At 64.5% G+C, this 17,973-nt stretch carries 17 protein-coding genes; 11 read left to right on the forward strand and 6 right to left on the reverse strand.

The annotated features are described in order from the left end of the window. Positions 1-146: 146 nt before the first annotated feature. On the reverse strand, positions 147-1,130 hold the full coding sequence (locus SBA_RS06650) for an esterase-like activity of phytase family protein (protein WP_261936303.1): 984 nt from the start codon (positions 1,128-1,130) through the stop codon (positions 147-149). Between the two features lie 188 nt (positions 1,131-1,318). Between SBA_RS06650 and SBA_RS06655 the strand changes: the two genes are divergently transcribed. Continuing rightward, entirely contained in the window at positions 1,319-1,762 is a 444-nt protein-coding gene (locus SBA_RS06655) for a glycine zipper 2TM domain-containing protein (protein ID WP_224548677.1), read from the forward strand. A 75-nt stretch (positions 1,763-1,837) separates the two neighbouring features. On the opposite strand, the gene SBA_RS06660 is transcribed toward SBA_RS06655, so the two are convergent. Continuing rightward, positions 1,838-2,074 (reverse strand): hypothetical protein, encoded by a 237-nt coding sequence (locus tag SBA_RS06660; RefSeq protein WP_261936304.1) that lies wholly within the window; start codon positions 2,072-2,074, stop codon positions 1,838-1,840. 79 nt (positions 2,075-2,153) lie between these two features. Next, positions 2,154-2,369, reverse strand: coding sequence for a circumsporozoite protein (locus SBA_RS06665; protein ID WP_119747887.1), 216 nt, complete (start codon positions 2,367-2,369; stop codon positions 2,154-2,156). Between the two features lie 239 nt (positions 2,370-2,608). Between SBA_RS06665 and SBA_RS06670 the strand changes: the two genes are divergently transcribed. The 8 genes from SBA_RS06670 (at position 2,609) to SBA_RS06705 (ending at position 10,635) form a co-directional block, all read left to right on the forward strand. Continuing rightward, positions 2,609-3,580, forward strand: coding sequence for an ArsR/SmtB family transcription factor (locus tag SBA_RS06670; RefSeq protein ID WP_261936305.1), 972 nt, complete (start codon positions 2,609-2,611; stop codon positions 3,578-3,580). Further along, a complete protein-coding gene (gene metF / locus SBA_RS06675; RefSeq protein ID WP_261936306.1) occupies positions 3,577-4,488 on the forward strand; it encodes a methylenetetrahydrofolate reductase in 912 nt (303 codons plus the stop codon). Before SBA_RS06670 ends, metF begins: the two co-directional genes overlap by 4 nt. A 118-nt stretch (positions 4,489-4,606) precedes the next feature. Further along, on the forward strand, positions 4,607-5,653 hold the full coding sequence (locus tag SBA_RS06680; protein ID WP_261936307.1) for a homocysteine S-methyltransferase family protein: 1,047 nt from the start codon (positions 4,607-4,609) through the stop codon (positions 5,651-5,653). An 87-nt stretch (positions 5,654-5,740) separates the two neighbouring features. After that, a complete protein-coding gene (gene metH, locus SBA_RS06685; RefSeq protein ID WP_261936308.1) occupies positions 5,741-8,341 on the forward strand; it encodes a methionine synthase in 2,601 nt (866 codons plus the stop codon). 107 nt (positions 8,342-8,448) lie between these two features. After that, positions 8,449-8,883, forward strand: a complete 435-nt coding sequence (locus SBA_RS06690) for a DUF488 domain-containing protein (protein WP_224548685.1) — start codon at positions 8,449-8,451, stop codon at positions 8,881-8,883. A 122-nt stretch (positions 8,884-9,005) separates the two neighbouring features. Beyond that, on the forward strand, positions 9,006-9,365 hold the full coding sequence (locus SBA_RS06695; protein WP_224548686.1) for an argininosuccinate lyase: 360 nt from the start codon (positions 9,006-9,008) through the stop codon (positions 9,363-9,365). Between the two features lie 105 nt (positions 9,366-9,470). Continuing rightward, on the forward strand, positions 9,471-10,409 hold the full coding sequence (locus tag SBA_RS06700; RefSeq protein WP_224548688.1) for a right-handed parallel beta-helix repeat-containing protein: 939 nt from the start codon (positions 9,471-9,473) through the stop codon (positions 10,407-10,409). Positions 10,410-10,440: 31 nt separating this feature from the next. Further along, on the forward strand, positions 10,441-10,635 hold the full coding sequence (locus SBA_RS06705) for a hypothetical protein (RefSeq protein WP_224548689.1): 195 nt from the start codon (positions 10,441-10,443) through the stop codon (positions 10,633-10,635). Here SBA_RS06705 and SBA_RS06710 read toward each other — a convergent pair whose 3' ends face one another. Together SBA_RS06710 and SBA_RS06715 are read right to left on the reverse strand one after the other, a co-directional pair. Then, on the reverse strand, positions 10,636-11,664 hold the full coding sequence (locus SBA_RS06710) for a glycosyltransferase (protein WP_261936309.1): 1,029 nt from the start codon (positions 11,662-11,664) through the stop codon (positions 10,636-10,638). A 50-nt stretch (positions 11,665-11,714) separates the two neighbouring features. After that, positions 11,715-13,118 carry a helix-turn-helix domain-containing protein gene (locus SBA_RS06715; protein ID WP_261936310.1) on the reverse strand — a complete coding sequence of 468 codons (1,404 nt, stop codon included), beginning with the start codon at positions 13,116-13,118 and terminating at the stop codon, positions 11,715-11,717. A gap of 142 nt (positions 13,119-13,260) precedes the next feature. Here SBA_RS06715 and SBA_RS06720 point away from each other — a divergent pair, with 142 nt between their 5' ends. After that, entirely contained in the window at positions 13,261-14,856 is a 1,596-nt protein-coding gene (locus SBA_RS06720) for an isocitrate lyase (protein WP_261936311.1), read from the forward strand. Between the two features lie 279 nt (positions 14,857-15,135). Here the strand turns inward: SBA_RS06720 and SBA_RS06725 are convergent, their stop codons facing one another. Further along, a complete protein-coding gene (locus SBA_RS06725; RefSeq protein WP_261936312.1) occupies positions 15,136-16,944 on the reverse strand; it encodes a DUF885 domain-containing protein in 1,809 nt (602 codons plus the stop codon). Positions 16,945-17,235: 291 nt separating this feature from the next. Between SBA_RS06725 and SBA_RS06730 the strand changes: the two genes are divergently transcribed. After that, a complete protein-coding gene (locus SBA_RS06730) occupies positions 17,236-17,934 on the forward strand; it encodes a glutathione S-transferase family protein (protein ID WP_261936313.1) in 699 nt (232 codons plus the stop codon). Positions 17,935-17,973: the final 39 nt, after the last annotated feature.

The following is a 17,973-nucleotide window of genomic DNA, read 5'->3' on the forward strand; positions in this document are numbered from 1 at the left end:
GGGCCGCTTTTTTGCGTGGACTTTGGCTCGACACGGCCCGCAGGCCGCGACTTTCTGCGCTGCCGGTGCTCACGTGCTGAAGTAGGCTGCGCGCCGGTTCTCGACATTCACGGCCTGCGAACCGGCTCGAACCAAATTCGCGCCGCTTAATCCATCCCGAATTTCAGCAGCAGGGTGCGCTGGAAAAATTCGTGATTGTCGTCGGAGACGATCCAGATGATCGGGCGGCCGCCTTCCTGGCTGACGGCAATCCCTTCGAAATTATCGGCCAGCAGCGGCGGGGCCAGCCGGGCGAGGGTGCGCGCCTTGAGGTCCATGCCCGGCGCCAGCTTTTCAGGCAGGTCCACGATCGCGATGGTGGCGGTGAAAAGCTGTTCCATCGTCAGGCGGCGGTTGAGTACCAGCAGGTGGCGGGCGTCCAGCGCGACCGCATCAGTCGGGCGATAACCGCGCGGCGGGGTGTAGCGCAAGTGGATGGGGGCGGGGGTGTCCCTTTCCGCGGGGTCGCCGGCGAATAACAGGCTGTCGTGCCGTCCGTCGGGCGTCATCCCTATCTCGCCGATCGCCAGGAAGCGGCCGTCGGGCAGGCGGGCGAGCGATTCGACCGACCCGGTCTTGGGCCAGGCAAGGATTTCGGGCCAGGTCCGGCACGCCTCCACCCGCGCGAAGCCGGGGGCATAGCGGCAGATCGCCTGTTGCAGTTCGAAGCCCACCCAATAGCGGCCGCTGACCGGATCACGGGTCATCGATTCCGAATCCCAGGCCCACCAGGGGCGATGACGATCCTGCGCACGGATCGGCAAGGGGGCGATGAAGGGGTGGCCTTCGCCTTCGCCGGGGCCGATGTGGAAACCCATCAATATGCCGGAGTCGCTGAGGCCCAGCATATCGCCGGCCGGTGACACCAGCAGGGAGGACAGGCCGCCGAAGCCGGGATTGGCGCTTTTCAGCTCCCAGCCGCCGAGATAGGCGAGCGCGCCCACATGATCGAGCGTCGGATCGATGCTGCTGAGTGGCAAGGCGCGCGCCGTCACCAGCAGCGCCCCGGCTGTCACTCTTTCCGGTTTGCCCATGTGCGGGGCCGGCAGCAGCAGGACGGCAAGGGCAAGGACGATCAGGATTCGCTGCATCGCGCCTGCCATAGGGCATAATCCGGCAGGACGCAGCAGGGCTGTGACAGGCCGTGTCCATCTGAACGGGGGCTGTCACCCCCATTCAGGCTTGGCTCAAGCCGACTCATGCATACAGACGTCAATCGAAGGGCAATCCCGTGTTTTTCATGCGACCGCCCAAGAGGATGGTATTGAGGAGCAACGCCATGAAGATGCAATTTCTTGTGAATATGGGAGCCGCTCTGGCGATGGGCGCTGCCTCCCTCGCGGCCGTGACGGCCACCCCGGCGATGGCGCGCGATCATTATTATTCGCGCGGCTATGATCGTGGCGATTATTATCGCGGCGGGTATGACCGCGGCTATCGCGGTTACGACCGTGGCGACCGCTATTATCGCGGATATAATCGCGGCTATCGCGGCGACGGCTATTATCGCAACAGCTATCGCGGTGGTTATCGCGGCGGCTATCGCTGCCGGGACAATGGCACGGGCGGCACCATCATCGGTGCGATCGCCGGTGGCCTGCTCGGTAACGAAGTCGGCAAGGGTTCGGGCCGCTACGGCCGTCGCGGCGACGGCACCACGGGCGCCATCATCGGGGCGGGCGTGGGTGCGCTGGCCGGCCGGGCGATCGATCGCAACTGCTAACGCGCTTGCGCATGCAAAAAATGGGAAGGGCCGTCCTGCGAGGGGCGGCTCTTTCCGCATGTCTGGGGTCGATTATCAGGGCGGCGGCGAGGGCGCCGTGCGGTTTCGGTCCGCGCGCGCGGCCGCCACAGCGGCGGGGTTGAGGCCGGGATCGGCGCTCTGCGCCGCGCCGGTCCGCGCATCGAGCCTGGCGGCCGCTTCATTGAGCGCCTTTGCCTCGCCAGCGCTCACGCCGCCGACGCCATCTTCCGAGCCGGAGCCGCAAGCGGCCAGCGCGAATGCGAGCGCAAGGGAGAAGAGGATACGGATCATGGACGGCGCTCCAAAGAAAAGGGCCGCGCCGTTGCCGGTGCGACCCCCTTCATCAATTCAAGACCCGAACGGGACCTGATTACATCGCGTTCGCGACGTTGTTGGTCGCGTTCGACGCAGCGTTCGCGGCGTTGTCGGCAGCGTTCAGCGCGGCGTTCATGGCGTTGTCGGCAGCGTTCGACGCGTTCTCGGCCGAGTTGGCGGCGTTGTTGGCGGCGTTTTCGGCACCGCCCGAGCAAGCAGCCAGGCCGAGCGAAGCGGCGAGAACGAGCGAAAGAGCAATCGACTTGGTCATGGGCACAAACCCCTCTCTGAGAAAAACAAAATGCAGACCACTCTCGGAGAAAAGCTCACCCCCCATTGCGCCTGCGCGCCGATTCGTAATGCTTTGGGCACAGCAAGGCAATCCCATTCATGCGGGGGAAAGGTCGGATGCGCGCCATTTTGCCGCTTCCTGGCCGAAAAATCCTTAGAAAAATGCCTGATCAAACGACCGCATTGACGTATATAAAGATTTCTTTATATGATGCTGCCATGCACGCGGCACTCGATATTTTCCGGGCACTTGGCGACCCGACGCGCTTGCGCATCGTCCATCTGCTGCGGGCGATGGAGCTGGCGGTGGGCGAGATTGCGCAGGTCGTGAGGCAGAGCCAGCCGCGCGTGTCCCGCCATGTGCGCATCCTGGCGGAAGCGGGGCTGGTGGAGCGGCGCAAGGAAGGCAATTGGGTGTTTTTGCGGCTGGGCAAGGCTACGTCGGTGGTCCCGTTCCTGGCCCTGTTCGATCGGCTCGACCCGTCGGAGGGCGAGATATTGTGGCAGGCGGCGGACCTGGCGCGGCTGGCCGCGGTGCGGGCCGACCGGGCGCAGGCGGCGGAAAGCTATTTTGCCGAACATGCGGAGGAATGGGACGCGATCCGATCGCTGCATGTCGCCGAAGCCGAAGTGGAGGCGGCGATGACCGCGCTGCTGGGCCGCGAACCGATCGGTCATCTGCTCGATATCGGCACCGGCACCGGGCGGATGATCGCATTGTTCGGCGAGGCTGCGCAGCAGGTGACCGCGCTCGATCGCAGCCCGGACATGCTGCGACTGGCCCGTGCCAAACTGCCGCAGGATGCGGGCGATAAATATGCGCTGCTGCTGGGCGATTTTTCCGCCCTGCCGCTGGATTCGGGCAGCGCCGACACGGTGGTGCTGCATCAGGTGCTCCATTATGCGCAGGCGCCCGAACTGGTGATCGCCGAAGCCGCGCGCGTGACGGCGCAGAATGGCCGGGTGCTGATCGCCGATTTCGCGGCGCATGAACGGGAAGAGCTGCGGCTGCGCGACCAGCATGCGCGGCTGGGCTTTTCCGACGAACAGATCGAAAGCTGGTTCGCGCAGGCGGGTCTGGCGCTGGAGCGGGTGGAGACATTGCCCGGCCAGGAATTGACGGTGCAATTGTGGCTGGGACGGCGCGCAAGCGCGCAGGTGCTGCCCATCGAAGAACGGATTTCCGCATGACCCTGAATGATCCCGTGGCACCGCTCTATGCCGATCTGGCCGGCGACGCGCGCGTCAGCTTCGAATTCTTCCCGCCCAAGACGGAGAAGATGGAAGCGCAGCTCTGGTCCGCGATCGAGACATTGGCGCCGCTGGGGCCGAAATTCGTGTCCGTCACCTATGGCGCGGGCGGCTCCACCCGCGAGCGCACCCATAATACGGTCGCCCGCATCGCCAAGGAAACACCGCTGGCCGCCGCCGCGCATTTGACCTGCGTAGCGGCGAGCAAGGATGAAATTGGCGAGATCGCCGACGCCTATTGGGAGGCGGGCGTGCGCCATATCGTCGCGTTGCGCGGCGATCCGCCGGAAGTCGGTGGCGCGTTCGAGCCGCATCCGGACGGGTATAAGGGCGCGGCCGAGCTGGTCGAAGGGCTGATGAAGCGGCATCCGTTCGAGATTTCCGTGTCGGCCTATCCCGAGGTGCACCCCGAAGCCGCGAGCGCGCAGAGCGATCTCGACAATCTCAAGCGCAAGCTGGACGCCGGGGCGACCCGCGCGATCACGCAATTCTTCTTCTCGCCCGAGGCCTATTTCCGTTTCCTCGACAAGACGGCGGCGGCGGGCATCACGGCCGACATCGTGCCGGGCATCATGCCGGTCAGCAATTTCGCCGCGACCCAGCGCATGGCCGCCATGTGCAACACGCAAGTGCCCAACTGGATGGCGCGGCTCTTCGAAGGGCTGGACGATCATCCGGCCTCGCGCCAACTGGTGTCGGCGACGATCGCGGCGGAACTGTGCCGCAGCCTTTACACCGGCGGCGTGCGCGACTTTCATTTCTATACGCTCAACCGGGCGGAGCTCAGCTTTGCGATCTGCCATCTGCTTGGGCTCAGGGCCAAGCTGATCGTGGGAGAGATGGCGTGACCTATTCTTTTCCGTTCGCCCTGAGCTTGTCGAAGGGCTTCACCGACCGCACGGAGGTATCTTCGCCTCCGCTCAGACAAGGGCTTCGACTTCGCTCAGCCCGAACGGAGTTTTTAGTATGACAGCCGAAGCCCAATTGCGCGCCCTGGCGGCGGACAAGATCCTGATCTTCGACGGCGGCTATGGCACATCGATCCAGAAACATGGGCTGACCGAGGCCGATTATCGCGGCGACCTCGACCTGGCGAAGGACCAGAAGGGCAATAACGACCTGCTGTGCCTGACCCGGCCGGACATCGTGGAGGGCATCCATGCCGCCTATCTGGCGGCCGGCGCGGACATGATCGAGACGAATACCTTCAGCTCGACCAAGATCGCCATGGCCGATTATGGCTGCGAACATCTGGTGTGGGACATCAATATCGCGGCGGCCAAGCTGGCCCGCAGCGCGTGCGAGAAGGCGACGGCGGCGGACGGCAAGCCGCGCTTCGTGTGCGGTTCGATCGGCCCGACGAACAAGACGCTGTCGATCTCGCCGGACGTCAACGATCCCGCCTATCGCGAAGTCGATTACGACACGCTCAAGGCCGATTATCGCGAACAATGCGAGGCGCTGATCGCGGGGGGCGTGGATTTCCTGCTGGTCGAAACCTGCTTCGATACGCTGAACGCCAAGGCGGCGGGCATGGCTGCGCGTGAGGCGGAGGAAGCGGCGGGCCGATCGGTGCCGCTGATGCTCAGCTTCACCATCACCGATATGTCGGGCCGCAACCTGTCGGGCCATACGATCAACGCCTTCTGGTATTCGCTGCGGCATCTCAAGCCGCTGACCATCGGTGTGAATTGCGCGTTCGGGGCGGATTTGCTGCGGCCCTATCTCAGCGAATTGTCGAAGAACGCTGACACGCTGATCCTGGCCTATCCCAATGCAGGGCTGCCCAACGAACTGGGGCAGTATGACGAACTGCCCGAAACCACCGCGCGGCTGATCCGCGACTGGGTGGATGAGGGGCTGGTCAACATGGTCGGTGGCTGCTGTGGCACGACGCCCGCGCATATCGGCGCGGTGGCGAAGGCGCTGGAGGGGCACAAGCCGCGCTTGGTGCCGGAACTGGAGGTCGTGACGCGGCTTGCGGGGCTGGAGCCGATGCATATCGCCGCCTGAACCCAACCGCCGTTCGTGTCGAGCGTAGTCGAGACACGGGCGCGAATGCTTCTCGACTTCGCTCGAAGCGAACGGACCCTTTGAAACATGACTCAGAAATCGACCGCCAATTTCGTCAATATCGGTGAACGCACCAACGTCACCGGCTCTGCCAAATTCAAGAAGCTGATCATGGCGGGCGACTATGCCGCCGCCATCGACATCGCGCGCGAGCAGGTGGAGAATGGCGCGCAGATCGTCGACGTGAATATGGACGAAGGGCTGCTCGACGCGGTCGAGGCGATGACGACCTTCCTCAAGCTCATGACGTCGGAACCGGACATCAGCCGCGTGCCGGTGATGATCGACTCTTCCAAATGGGATGTGATCGAGGCGGGCCTGAAATGCGTCAGCGGCAAGCCGATCGTCAATTCGATCAGCATGAAGGAGGGCGAGGAAGCCTTTCTGTTCCATGCCCGCAAATGCATGGCCTATGGCGCGGCGGCGGTCATCATGGCGTTCGACGAGACGGGCCAGGCCGACACGAAAGAGCGCAAGGTCGAGATTTGCGAGCGCGCCTACAAGCTGCTGATGACGATCGGTTTTCCGCCCGAAGACATCATCTTCGATCCCAATATTTTCGCCGTGGCGACGGGGATCGAGGAGCATAACAATTACGGCGTCGATTTCATCGAGGCGTGCCGGGAGATCAAGGCGCGCTGTCCGCATGTCCATATTTCGGGCGGCCTGTCCAACTTCTCCTTCTCCTTCCGTGGCAACGAGCCGGTGCGCCGGGCGATGCACAGCGTGTTCCTCTACCACGCCATTCCCGCTGGCCTCGACATGGCGATCGTCAATGCGGGCCAGCTCGATGTGTATGACACGATCGACCCGGCGCTGCGCAAGGCGTGCGAAGATGTCCTGCTCAACAGCGATTCCGACGCGGGGGAGCGGCTGGTCACGCTGGCCGAAAGCTATCGCGGCAAGGATGCGGCGACCGAAAAGGCGGCGCAGGAATGGCGCGGCTGGCCCGTCGCCAAGCGGCTGGAACATGCGCTGGTCAAGGGCATCGACATGTATGTGGTCGAGGATACGGAGGAAGCCCGCCTCGTCGCCGCCAAGCCGATCGAGGTGATCGAAGGGCCGCTGATGGACGGCATGAACGTGGTCGGCGACCTGTTCGGCGCGGGCAAGATGTTCCTGCCCCAGGTGGTGAAATCCGCCCGCGTCATGAAGAAGGCGGTCGCGCATCTGCTGCCCTTTATCGAGGCCGCCAAGGAACCCGGCGCCAAGGGCAAGGGCAAGATCATCATGGCGACGGTCAAGGGCGACGTCCATGATATCGGTAAGAATATCGTCGGCGTCGTGCTGCAATGCAACGGCTTCGACGTGGTCGACATGGGCGTGATGGTGCCGTGGCAGGACATCCTCAAGGCCGCGAACGACCATGACGCCGACATGATCGGCCTGTCCGGCCTCATCACCCCCTCGCTCGACGAGATGGTGACGGTGGCGCAGGAAATGCAGCGCGCGAACATGGTGATGCCGCTGCTGATCGGCGGGGCGACGACATCGCGCGTCCATACCGCGCTGCGGATCGATCCGGCCTTTACCGGCCCGGTCGTCCATGTGCTGGACGCCAGCCGCGCGGTGGGCGTGGCGACGGCGCTGGTGTCCGAAACGCAGAAGGACGCCTTCGTCGCCAAGACCAAGGATGATTATGAGCATGTCCGCGTCGCCCGCGCGAACAAGGGGCAAAGCGCGCTGGTGCCGATCGAGGATGCCCGCGCCAACGGCTTCGAGATCGACGAGAGCCTCAAGGCGCCGCGGCCGCGCCTGCCCGGCGTGCATCGCTTCCCGAACTGGGATCTGGCCGATCTCGTCCCCTATATCGACTGGACGCCCTTTTTCCGCGCGTGGGAACTGGCGGGCAATTATCCCGCGATCCTGACCGACGCGGTGGTGGGCGAAAGCGCGTCAAGCCTGTTTGCGGACGCGCAGGCGATGCTGGACAAGATCGTCAACGACAAGTGGCTGACCGCGCGCGGCGTGGCGGGCCTGTGGCCCTGCCGTCGTCAGGGCGACGACATCATCGTCCATGTCGAGGATGAAAAGCATGTCACCCTGCCGATGCTGCGCCAGCAGATCCAGAAGCGGGAAGGGCGCGCGAACATGTGCCTGGCCGACTTCATCAGTCCTGACGGCGACTGGATGGGCGGGTTCGCCGTGTCGATCCACGGCATCGAACCGCATCTGGCGCGCTTCAAGAACGCGATCGATGACTATTCGGACATTCTTTTGAAGGCGCTGGCCGATCGTCTGGCCGAAGCCTTTGCCGAGCGGCTGCATCATTATGTCCGCACCGCGCTATGGGGCTATGCCGAGGGCGAGCAACTGACCAACGAGGCGCTGATCAAGGAGCAATATCGCGGCATCCGCCCGGCGCCGGGCTATCCCGCCTGCCCGGAACATAGTCTCAAGCCGATCCTGTTCGACATGCTCGACGCGCATCATGCGACCGGCGCGACGCTCACGGAAAGTTTTGCGATGCTGCCGACGGCGGCGGTCAGCGGCTTCTATTTCGGCCATGCGCAGGCGGAATATTTCGGCGTGGCGCGGGTCGGGCGGGATCAGTTGGAGGATTATGCGGCGCGGCGCGGCATCGATCTGGAGACGGCGGAACGCTATTTGCGGCCGAATCTGGACTGATCTCCCTTGCATAATCCCCCTCCCTTTAGAGAGGGGAGGATAAGGGGCATCGTCGCCGCGACGGCATAAGGGCTGGCGCTCCGCCACCCGCACCCCATCTTCATTCAATGAAAATCTTCACCATCGGCTATGAGGGCGTGACCCAACCCGAACTGGTCGCCGCGCTGCAAGCGGCCGGCGTGCGCCTGCTGGCGGATGTGCGGGCGGTGCCCCTGTCGCGTCGCCCCGGCTTTTCCAAGAATATCCTCGCCGCCGGGTTACGGGATGCGGGGATCGACTATGTCGGGCTGAAGGCGCTGGGGACGCCGGCCGAAGGGCGGGAGGCAGCGCGCAAGCACCAGCATACGCGGCTGGCCGACATCTATGCGCGCCAGCTCGACCTGCCCGAAGCGATCGTGCAGGCCGAGCAATTGAAGGAGATGGCGGCGGAAACGCCCACCGCCTTGCTCTGCTTCGAACGCGATCCATCGGGGTGTCACCGATCGCTGCTGATCGATGCGGTTATGCCGGATGCGGAGCGGATCGATCTCTTCCCCGGCTGACACCGAGGCGGGCGGGATTTCCATAATTCAGGTTAAGTCTATCGGAATCCATCTATTCTTGTCGGCAAGAATATGATTATGTCCATGCCGAACCGGCAATTTGCCGGATCGGGGGGACATTCATGAAAGCGATTGCCGTTATTCTGGGCGCCTGCGCCCTGTCTTTTGCCGTGCCTGCCTTCGCCGGTGATCAGGACTTTACGCTGTTCAACAAGACCGGCTACGATATTTCCGAAGTCTATGTCTCGCCGGCCAAGTCCAAGAACTGGGGCGACGACGTGATGGAGGACGAAGTGCTGGAGGACGCGCACTCCGTGCCGATCACCTTCAAGGCCAAGAACGCCATCTGCAACTATGACCTGAAGGTCATTTTCACCGACGGCGACGAAGCCTATTGGACCAATTTCGACCTCTGCACGATCAGCAAGATCCAGATTTTCTGGAACCAGAAGACGCAGAAGGCGACGGCCAAGTGGGAATGACGCGGCGTTAACCCGGAGAACCGCTTCCGTCCCGCGATGGGGCAGTTTTTCGTTAACCCTATCCGTGCGTTGGCGCATGGGGGCGGGCGCTGTAGGCCTGTCGCCATGCGCATCCTGTCCACGACTCTGCTGCTGTCCGCAGCCATCACCGCGACCGCCTTTGCCCAGGGCGGCGGCGCGCCCTTCTCCGTGGCGGAAACCGGTCGCGCCTACGGCCGGCTGGGCGATGCGCTGGCGTCCATCGGTGACGGACAGGGCACGGTCGTGGTGGCGCCGGGCACCTATCGCCAATGCGCGGTGCAGCAGGGTGGCGACGTCACCATTCGCGCAGCGACGCCGGGCACGGTGATCTTCGACGGCGTGCCGTGCGAGGGGAAGGGCGCCTTCGTCCTGCGCGGCCGGTCCAGTACGGTCGACGGCATCATCTTCCAGAATATCCGCGTGCCCGACGGCAATGGCGCGGGCATCCGCCTGGAGAGCGGCAACCTGACCGTCCGCAACAGCCTGTTCCGCAACAGCGAGGAAGGCATATTGACCGGCGATCATGACGGCGGGCAGGTGGTCATCGACAAGTCGACCTTCCGCAAGCTGGGCCGCTGCGATCGCGATCTCGACTGCGCGCATGGCATCTATATCGGCCGGCTGGCCAGCCTGAGCGTCACCAACAGCCGCTTCGACCAGGGCGATGGCGGCCATTATCTCAAGACCCGCACCGCCCGCGTCAGCATCAGCGGCAACAGCTTCGACGACAGCGGCGGGCACCTCACCAATTATATGATCGACCTGTCCAATGGTGCGACCGGCACCATCACCGGCAATGAAATGGTGCAGGGCAAGGACAAGGATAACTGGTCTGCCTTCATCACCGTGGCTCCGGAAGGGCGTGAACATTCGAGCGCCGGACTGGTGATTGAAGGGAACAAGGCGGGCTTCGTGCCGGGGCTGGAGCGCGGCTCCACCTTCGTCGCCAATTTCACCGACGATGCGGTGCGGATCGGCGCGAACGAACTGGCGCCCAGCATGAAGGTCAAGGACCGGCGCTGACTTGGCCGCGTTGGCGTGATAGGATGGCCTCATGCGAACCACTTATGACAGCGCGACCGTCCGCCTTTATCATCTGGGCGATGATGGGGCCGCCATGACGATCATGTATGGCCCGCTGAGCCAGGCCCTGCATGTCGCCGAGCAGCAGCCGGCCGAGGTGCAGGATGGGCTGTTCCTGGCGACCGACAATGATGTGGTCGCCTATCTGGACCTGATCGAGCAGTAATTAGCCGCTCAGCAGCGCGAGTTGCTGGCGGATGACGTCCAGATTATGCTGCGCCAGATGGCTGCCGCGCCCCTCCACCGATCCGTCTAGCTCGGGGCGTTCGCCAATCTCCAGACAGCGTTCCCACGCCGTTGCGGCGAGGGGTAGCCATTCGGTGAGCGCATGAGCCGGCTCGGCCAGCGCCCGGTCCATGGCGAGGTTGCCCAGAACGAAGAAGAAATCGGGCGACTCCTGCCAATGGGGCATCTGCTCGCCGGCGATGGCGATGCCCTGTTCCGATGCACCGGACTGGCCAAGGCAGTGGAGCCGGCGGATCAGCAGCCCATGCGTCCATGGCGCGCCATCGGGAGTGCGGGCGCTGGCCTGTTCGTACCAGTCCGCCGCGCGGCCATAGTCGCGCGCCGTCTCCGCTTCCTTGCCCAATTGGTAGAGGAGATAGGGGTTTTGGGGATCGTTGCGCAGTTCCGCCAGCAGCATCGGCGTGTTGCGGTCGCGCTTGTCCGCCGCCTGCGCATCCTCATAGCCGTCATGGTCGAGCAGAAGGTCGATCCGCTCGACCGGCAGGCCTGACACCGGCTGTTCGTGGATGCGCCCGGTATAGCGGACGCCGCGCGGCAGCAGTCGGGCGATCCAGCTTCGGGTCGAAGGCAGGGCGTTGCCGCCATGTTGCGGCAGGTCGAAGCTGCTGCGAATGCAGAGCGCGCCGAGGCGCGGCGGACCGGCGCACCAGTCGCGCAAAGCCTCGCCGCCGGACACGATCCATTCGTCGCAGTCGATCACCAGATGCCAGTCGGCATCGGCCAGCGTCAGCACATGGTTGCGCGCGGCAGCAAAATCGTCGGGCCAGTCGAGATGATGGACCTGCGCCCCGCACGCCCGCGCGATCGCGACGCTGCCGTCGGTCGATCCGGTGTCGAGCACGACCATGGCATCGACATGAGGCCGCACGCTGTCGAGGCAGCGGCGGATGCAGCGCGCTTCGTTGCGCATGATGAGCGTCGCGGCGATCCGGGGCGGTGTGGCGGTCATGCCTCTGTTTCGCTTGGCCGGCCTAAAATCCTGTTAACCACGGCTGGCGCTCAACCATCGGCAAAGCCGAAGGGCGCGCGGGTGCGGCGATAATCGTCAGGCAGCATGTCGCGGCCGATCGGCGGGGCGGATCGGGCCATGCACTGGCTGCGGTGGCACAGGCGGCAGGTGACACCGATCGGCGTGGGTGCTGGCGGCGGCGAATCCTGTGTGTAGATCAGCCGATGGGCGTGCTCGGCCGCGCAGCAGAGCGCGATGGCACGCTCCACCCGTGGCGCCCCCCAGCCGCCACCCCCCGCCGTCACCGTGCGCGCGATCGAGAAGAAACGCTGGCCGTCGGGCAGCTCCAGCCATTGCGTCACCACTTCGCGTGGGGTTTCGAACACGCGATGCACCGACCAGAGCGGGCAGGAGCCGCCATGGCGCGCAAAGGGAAAGCCCGCGCCGTCGAGCCGTTTCGACACATTGCCGGCGGGATCGACCCGCAGGAAGAAGAAAGGAACACGCTCCTGTCCCGGCTTTTGCAGCGTGGTCAGGCGATGGGCGGTCTGTTCGAAGCTGGCGCCGAACTGCCGGGCCAGCGCCTCGACATCGTAGCGGCGCGCCTCCACCGCCTTGGCGAAGGCGGTATAGGGCATCAGGATCGCGGCGGCGGCGTAGCTGGCCAGCGCGCGGCGGGCGAGGCGCTGGCCGCTTGTCCCGGCGAACTGGCCGTCCTTCAGGATCGCGTCGAAGCTCTTGCGCAGGTCCAGATAGGCGATCTGGAGCGCGAGCTGGAAGGATGAACTGGCGCCATCCAGCGCATCGTCCAGCAGCACCGCGTCGCGATGCCGGTCGAGCCGCCGCATCGATCCCGCCATGACGTCGGAGGGCAGGCGGCGCACCCGCAGATTATGCTTCGCCTTGAGCCAGGCGATGAGGCCGCCTTCGGTCTCTGCCTCCACCGCCAGTTTCTCCGCCGCATCGTCCAGCAGGGGGAAGCTGTTGCGGCGGGCGGCGAGGAAGCGGCGCGATTCGGCGACGGGATCGGCAACGTCCTCCTGCGGCTGCGCATCCGCCCCTGCGTCCCGATCCGCCAGCGCCAGATGCTCCTCGCGATAGCTGGTATAGAGGCGCAGCAGCGCTTCGGTGATGCCGGGATAATTGACCGCCACATCCCCGGTCGCCAGTTGCGGCAGGTCGATATCGGCGAACATCGGGTCTTTCAGCACCGCCTGTAGACGCGCCGTCTGCTCCGCGCCGCCGTCGCCCGCCACTTCGGCCATGTCGAGCTTGTACGTCCGCGCCAGCCGCAACAGCATGTCAGCAGTCAACGGCCGCTGATTGCGCTCCAGCAGCGCGACATAGGAAGCGCTGATTTCCAGATCGGCGGCCATGTCGGCCTGGGTCAGGCCCAGTTCGCGCCGGAGCCGCCGCAGTCGCGGCCCCATATAGACGGGACGATCCTTGGCCATGACTCACGCTCCTGTGTAGGCTTTACAACTTTACAGCAGATTTTTGTAAAGATCGACAACTGAACTTCAGAAGGGCTGCCGCACTGCACAAGACACGCGTAGGCGAGGGGCAACAGCTCACCGACCGCAAGGACAACGGCCCATGACCTATCAGGACAATATCGCGAAGGCGCAGAGCCTCATCGGCAGCCACCCCGGCACCTGGGACGGCATCAATGCCGAGTCCGTCGCCCGCATGAAGTTGCAGAACCGTTTCAACACAGGCCTCGACATCGCCAAATATACCGCTGGCATCATGCGCCGCGACATGGCCGCCTATGATCTTGATCCGGCCAACTACACCCAGTCACTGGGCTGCTGGCACGGCTTTATCGGTCAGCAGAAGCTGATCGCGATCAAGAAGCATTTCGGCACGACCAGGCAGAAATATCTGTATCTGTCCGGCTGGATGGTCGCCGCGCTGCGCAGCGATTTCGGCCCGCTGCCCGACCAGTCGATGCATGAAAAGACCAGCGTCGCCGCGCTGATCGAAGAACTCTACACCTTCCTCAAGCAGGCCGATGCCCGCGAACTGGGGATGATGTTTCGCGATCTCGACAAGGCGCGCGAGACGGGCAATGAGGTCGAGGCCCAGCGCCTGACCCACGCCATCGACAATTATGAAACCCATGTCGTTCCCATCATTGCGGATATCGACGCGGGCTTCGGCAATGCGGAAGCGACCTATCTGCTGGCCAAGAAGATGATCGAGGCGGGCGCCTGCGCGCTCCAGATCGAAAATCAGGTCAGCGACGAAAAGCAATGCGGCCATCAGGACGGCAAGGTCACGGTGCCGCATGAGGATTTCCTCGCCAAGGTCCGCGCCTGCCGCTACGCCTTTCTGGAACTGGGCGTCGACGATGGCATCATCGTCACGCGGACGGACTCGCTGGGCGCCGGCCTGACCAAGCAGATCGCGGTCAGCAAGGAGCCGGGCGATATTGGCGACCAGTATAACAGCTTCCTCGACTGCGAGGAGATCGACCCGGCAACGGCGAAGAATGGCGATGTCATCCTGAACCGCGACGGCAAGCTGCTGCGCCCCAAGCGCCTGCCCAGCAACCTGTTCCAGTTCCGTGAAGGCACCGGGGCGGATCGCTGCGTCCTCGACTGCATCACCAGCCTCCAGAATGGCGCGGACCTGCTGTGGATCGAGACGGAAAAGCCGCATATCGAGCAGATCGCGTCGATGGTCGACCGCATCCGCCAGGTCATCCCCAACGCCAAGCTGGTCTATAATAATTCACCCAGCTTCAACTGGACGCTGAACTTCCGCCAGCAGGTGTATGACGCCTGGGTCGAAGCCGGCAAGGATGTCAGCGCCTATGACCGGGCGAAGCTGATGAGCGCGGACTATGATGCGACGGAATTGGGTCGCGAAGCCGACGAGAAGATCCGCACCTTCCAGAAGGATGCGGCGGCGCGGGCGGGGATTTTCCACCACCTCATCACCCTGCCGACCTATCATACGGCGGCGCTCAGCACCGATAACCTGGCCAAGGACTATTTCGGCGAAGCAGGGATGCTCGGCTATGTCGAGGGCGTCCAGCGCAAGGAAATCCGCCAGGGCATCGCCTGCGTGAAGCACCAGAATATGTCCGGCAGCGACATCGGCGACGATCACAAGGATTATTTTGCCGGGGAAGCCGCGCTCAAGGCGGGCGGCGCCCATAACACGATGAACCAGTTCGCGGCGTAAACTTAACCGAAACGGCTAATAACTTTGCGGCGTACAGGCCGCAAGCGCCTCCATCTTCTCGGCGGGAACCCGATACCGGCCGGGAAGATGGTTGCTTCAAATTCGCGGCGAAAGCCGTGAGACGAGCCAGTTCGCGGGGACTTCGACACCCTCGCGATTTGGGTGGAAGAGACTGGACGACCCGGCGGCGCACCGCCGGGTCGTTTTTTACCTTTTACAAGGAATGCGTGTTCCCGCGTCTGATCCGGGTTCCCGCCTGCGCGGGAACACGCTGTGTATTTAAGCAACCCCCATCCGCTGCCGCACGGTCTGCTTCAATATATCCAGCGGCATCGCGCCCAGCGTCAGCACGTCATGGAACGCCTTGATGTCGAACCGCGCGCCCTGCTTGGCCTTTACCTCGTCGCGCAACTGCGTCCACACGGTATGGCCGATCTTGTAACTGCACGCCTGGCCCGGCCAGACGGTGTAGCGGTCGATCTCGCCCTGGCTGCGGCCGCGCGCGATGCCGGTGGTGGCGATGAGGTAATCGGTCGCCTTCTCGCGGCTCCAGCGCTTGGCGTGCATCCCGCTGTCGACCACCAGACGGGTGGCGCGGAACAGGAGCGATTGGAGATAGCCGACCTGCCCCAGCGGGTCGCCCTCATACATGCCCATTTCGTCAGCCAGTTGCTCCGAATAGAGCGCCCAGCCTTCGGAATAGCCGCTGTAGAAGCCGCGCCGGCGGATCATCGGGATCGAATCCGATTCCAGCGCCACCGACACCTGCAGATGATGGCCCGGCACCGCTTCATGATGGGTGAGCGTGGCGAGGCCGAATTTCGGCCGGTCGAACGTGTCGCGCAGGTTGATGAAATAGATGGCCGGCCGCGACCCGTCGAGCGAGGCATTCTGATAATAGCCGCCCGGCGCGCCCGCCTGGATCGTCACCGGCACGCGGCGCACCTCGACCGGCGCCTTGGGCACGGTGTTGAACGATTCGCCAAGACGCGCCTGCATCGCCTTGATCTGGGTGTTGAGCTGCGCCAGCAGCGCCTCGCGACCCGGATCGGTGTTGGGGAAGAGCTGATCCGGGCGTTTGTTGAGCGCGACCAGCCGGTCGCCGACGCTGCCCTGGCTCATCCCTTCGCCCTTCAGGATCGCGTCGATCCGCGCGCTGATTTCGGCGACCTGATCCAAGCCCAGTTGGTGAATCTCGTCGCCGGTCAGCTTGGTCGTGGTCGCGGCCTCGGCGGCGGCGGCGTAGAAGGCTTCCCCATCGGGCAGGCGCCAGCAGCCCGCGTCATGGCTGGCCTTCGCCCGCAACTGCTGCACCAGAGCGCGCTGGCGATCGACGGCGGGGAAGATTTTCTCCGCGACGATCTTTTCCGCCTGGGCGGCGCGTTCGGGCGGCAGGCCCGCGGCGGCGAGCTTCTTGGCGAAACTGGCGACCAGCACGGTCTGCGCAGCGGGCTGGTCGCGCAGTGACGCCTGCATCTTCATCGTGGTGTCGAGGATATAGTCGGGCGCAAACACGCCCTTGGCCGCATCCGCTTTCTGCCGGGCCAGTTCGCCGTCCATGGCGGTCGGGAAGGCTTCGAGGCGCGAGAGATAGGCGTCGGCGTCCGCGGCGTCCTTCACCCGATGCTGCGAATCGAGGAAGTCGGGGACTTCGCGATAACTGCCGGTCAGTTGGCTGAGGATATAGGGCGCGTAACGGCCCGCCGTCTCGCCATAGCCGAAGCGTTCGCCGCCGACCGTGCGGTCGAGCTGATAGGCGACGACGTCATAGTCGAGTTGGCTGGCCGGGCTGAGCTTTGCGCGATCGACGCTGGCCAGTTGCTTCACCTGCGCTTTGGTGCGGGCCAGGCTGCGGGCCGCGCCCGCTGCGCTGGTGTCGGACAGCTTGCCGCGCAACGCTGCGCGCGCGCCGGTGTCGAGGCCGAGGCGCGTCGCCTGTTCGGGCGATTCGGCGAGGCGGCCGTAGAAGAAATCGTCCAGCATGGCGCGGAAACGGGTGTCGGCACCGCCCGCCTGCGCGAAGGCGCTGGGGGTGGCGGCGGCGATGGCGGATGCGCCACTGGTGGCGAGAAATTGGCGTCGGTTCACGACAAAAGGCTCCGTGGTTCAGGGGAGGGCGGCGAGGGGGCACCGCCCGCGATGCGCTCTTTTGACGTGCGTTCAACAGCTTGGCTAGGCCCACTCGCAACCTCCGTGCGGTTCGAGCCCTTCGACACGCTCAGGACAGGCTTGTCGAGAACGGGGGCAGGGTTCTCGACAGGCTCGAACCGAACGGACCTTGTCTGATAAGCCCAGCTTGTAAGCTGCATGGATCGTTGCCGCTGTATCGCCGTTGTCCGATACGGTAAGCCGCGCGCACCTTGCACAGGGAGGAACCGCATGTCCTACACGCTCATCACCGCCAACCGTAACTACAGCAGTTGGTCGCTGCGCCCCTGGGTGCTGATGCAGGCGTTGGGTATCCCGTTCGAGGATCGGATCGAGCCGTTCGCATCCGCGACCAACTATGCCGCCTTCCGCAGTTTCTCGCCGACGGGGCAGGTGCCGGCGCTGGTCGACGGGGCCGATGGGGAAGAGCGCACCGTCTGGGATTCTCTGGGCATCATCCTTTATCTGGCGGATCGCCATCCGGGCGTCTGGCCCGCGGACGAAGCGGCGCGCGCCTTCGCCCAATGCGCGGCAGCGGAAATGCACAGCGGCTTTGCGACGCTGCGCAACGATTGCACGATGAATGTGGGCGTGCGGGTCGAGCCGCATATCCATTCGCCCGCGCTGGGCCGCGACATCGCCCGCCTGCGCGAATTGTGGGAAGAGGGGCTGGACCGGTTCGGCGGCCCGTTCCTGGCTGGCAGCCGGTTCACGGCGGTCGACGCCTTCTACGCGCCGGTAGCGTTCCGCGTGCGCACCTATGGCCTGGATGTCGGTCGGCAGGCGCAGGCCTGGGTCGACCATATGCTGGCCCATCCTGCCATGCTCCGGTGGGAGGAAGAGGCGCTGGCCGAAACCTGGCGCGAGGACAGTCATGAGGCGGAGATCGGCGCCGCCGGAAAGATCGTAGCGGACTACCGGGCAGTGTAACATTCTTGCCCGGTCGGTAGGAAAAACTGCCGATTTCGG

The organism is Sphingomonas bisphenolicum (assembly GCF_024349785.1).
Lineage (GTDB): Bacteria > Pseudomonadota > Alphaproteobacteria > Sphingomonadales > Sphingomonadaceae > Sphingobium > Sphingobium bisphenolicum.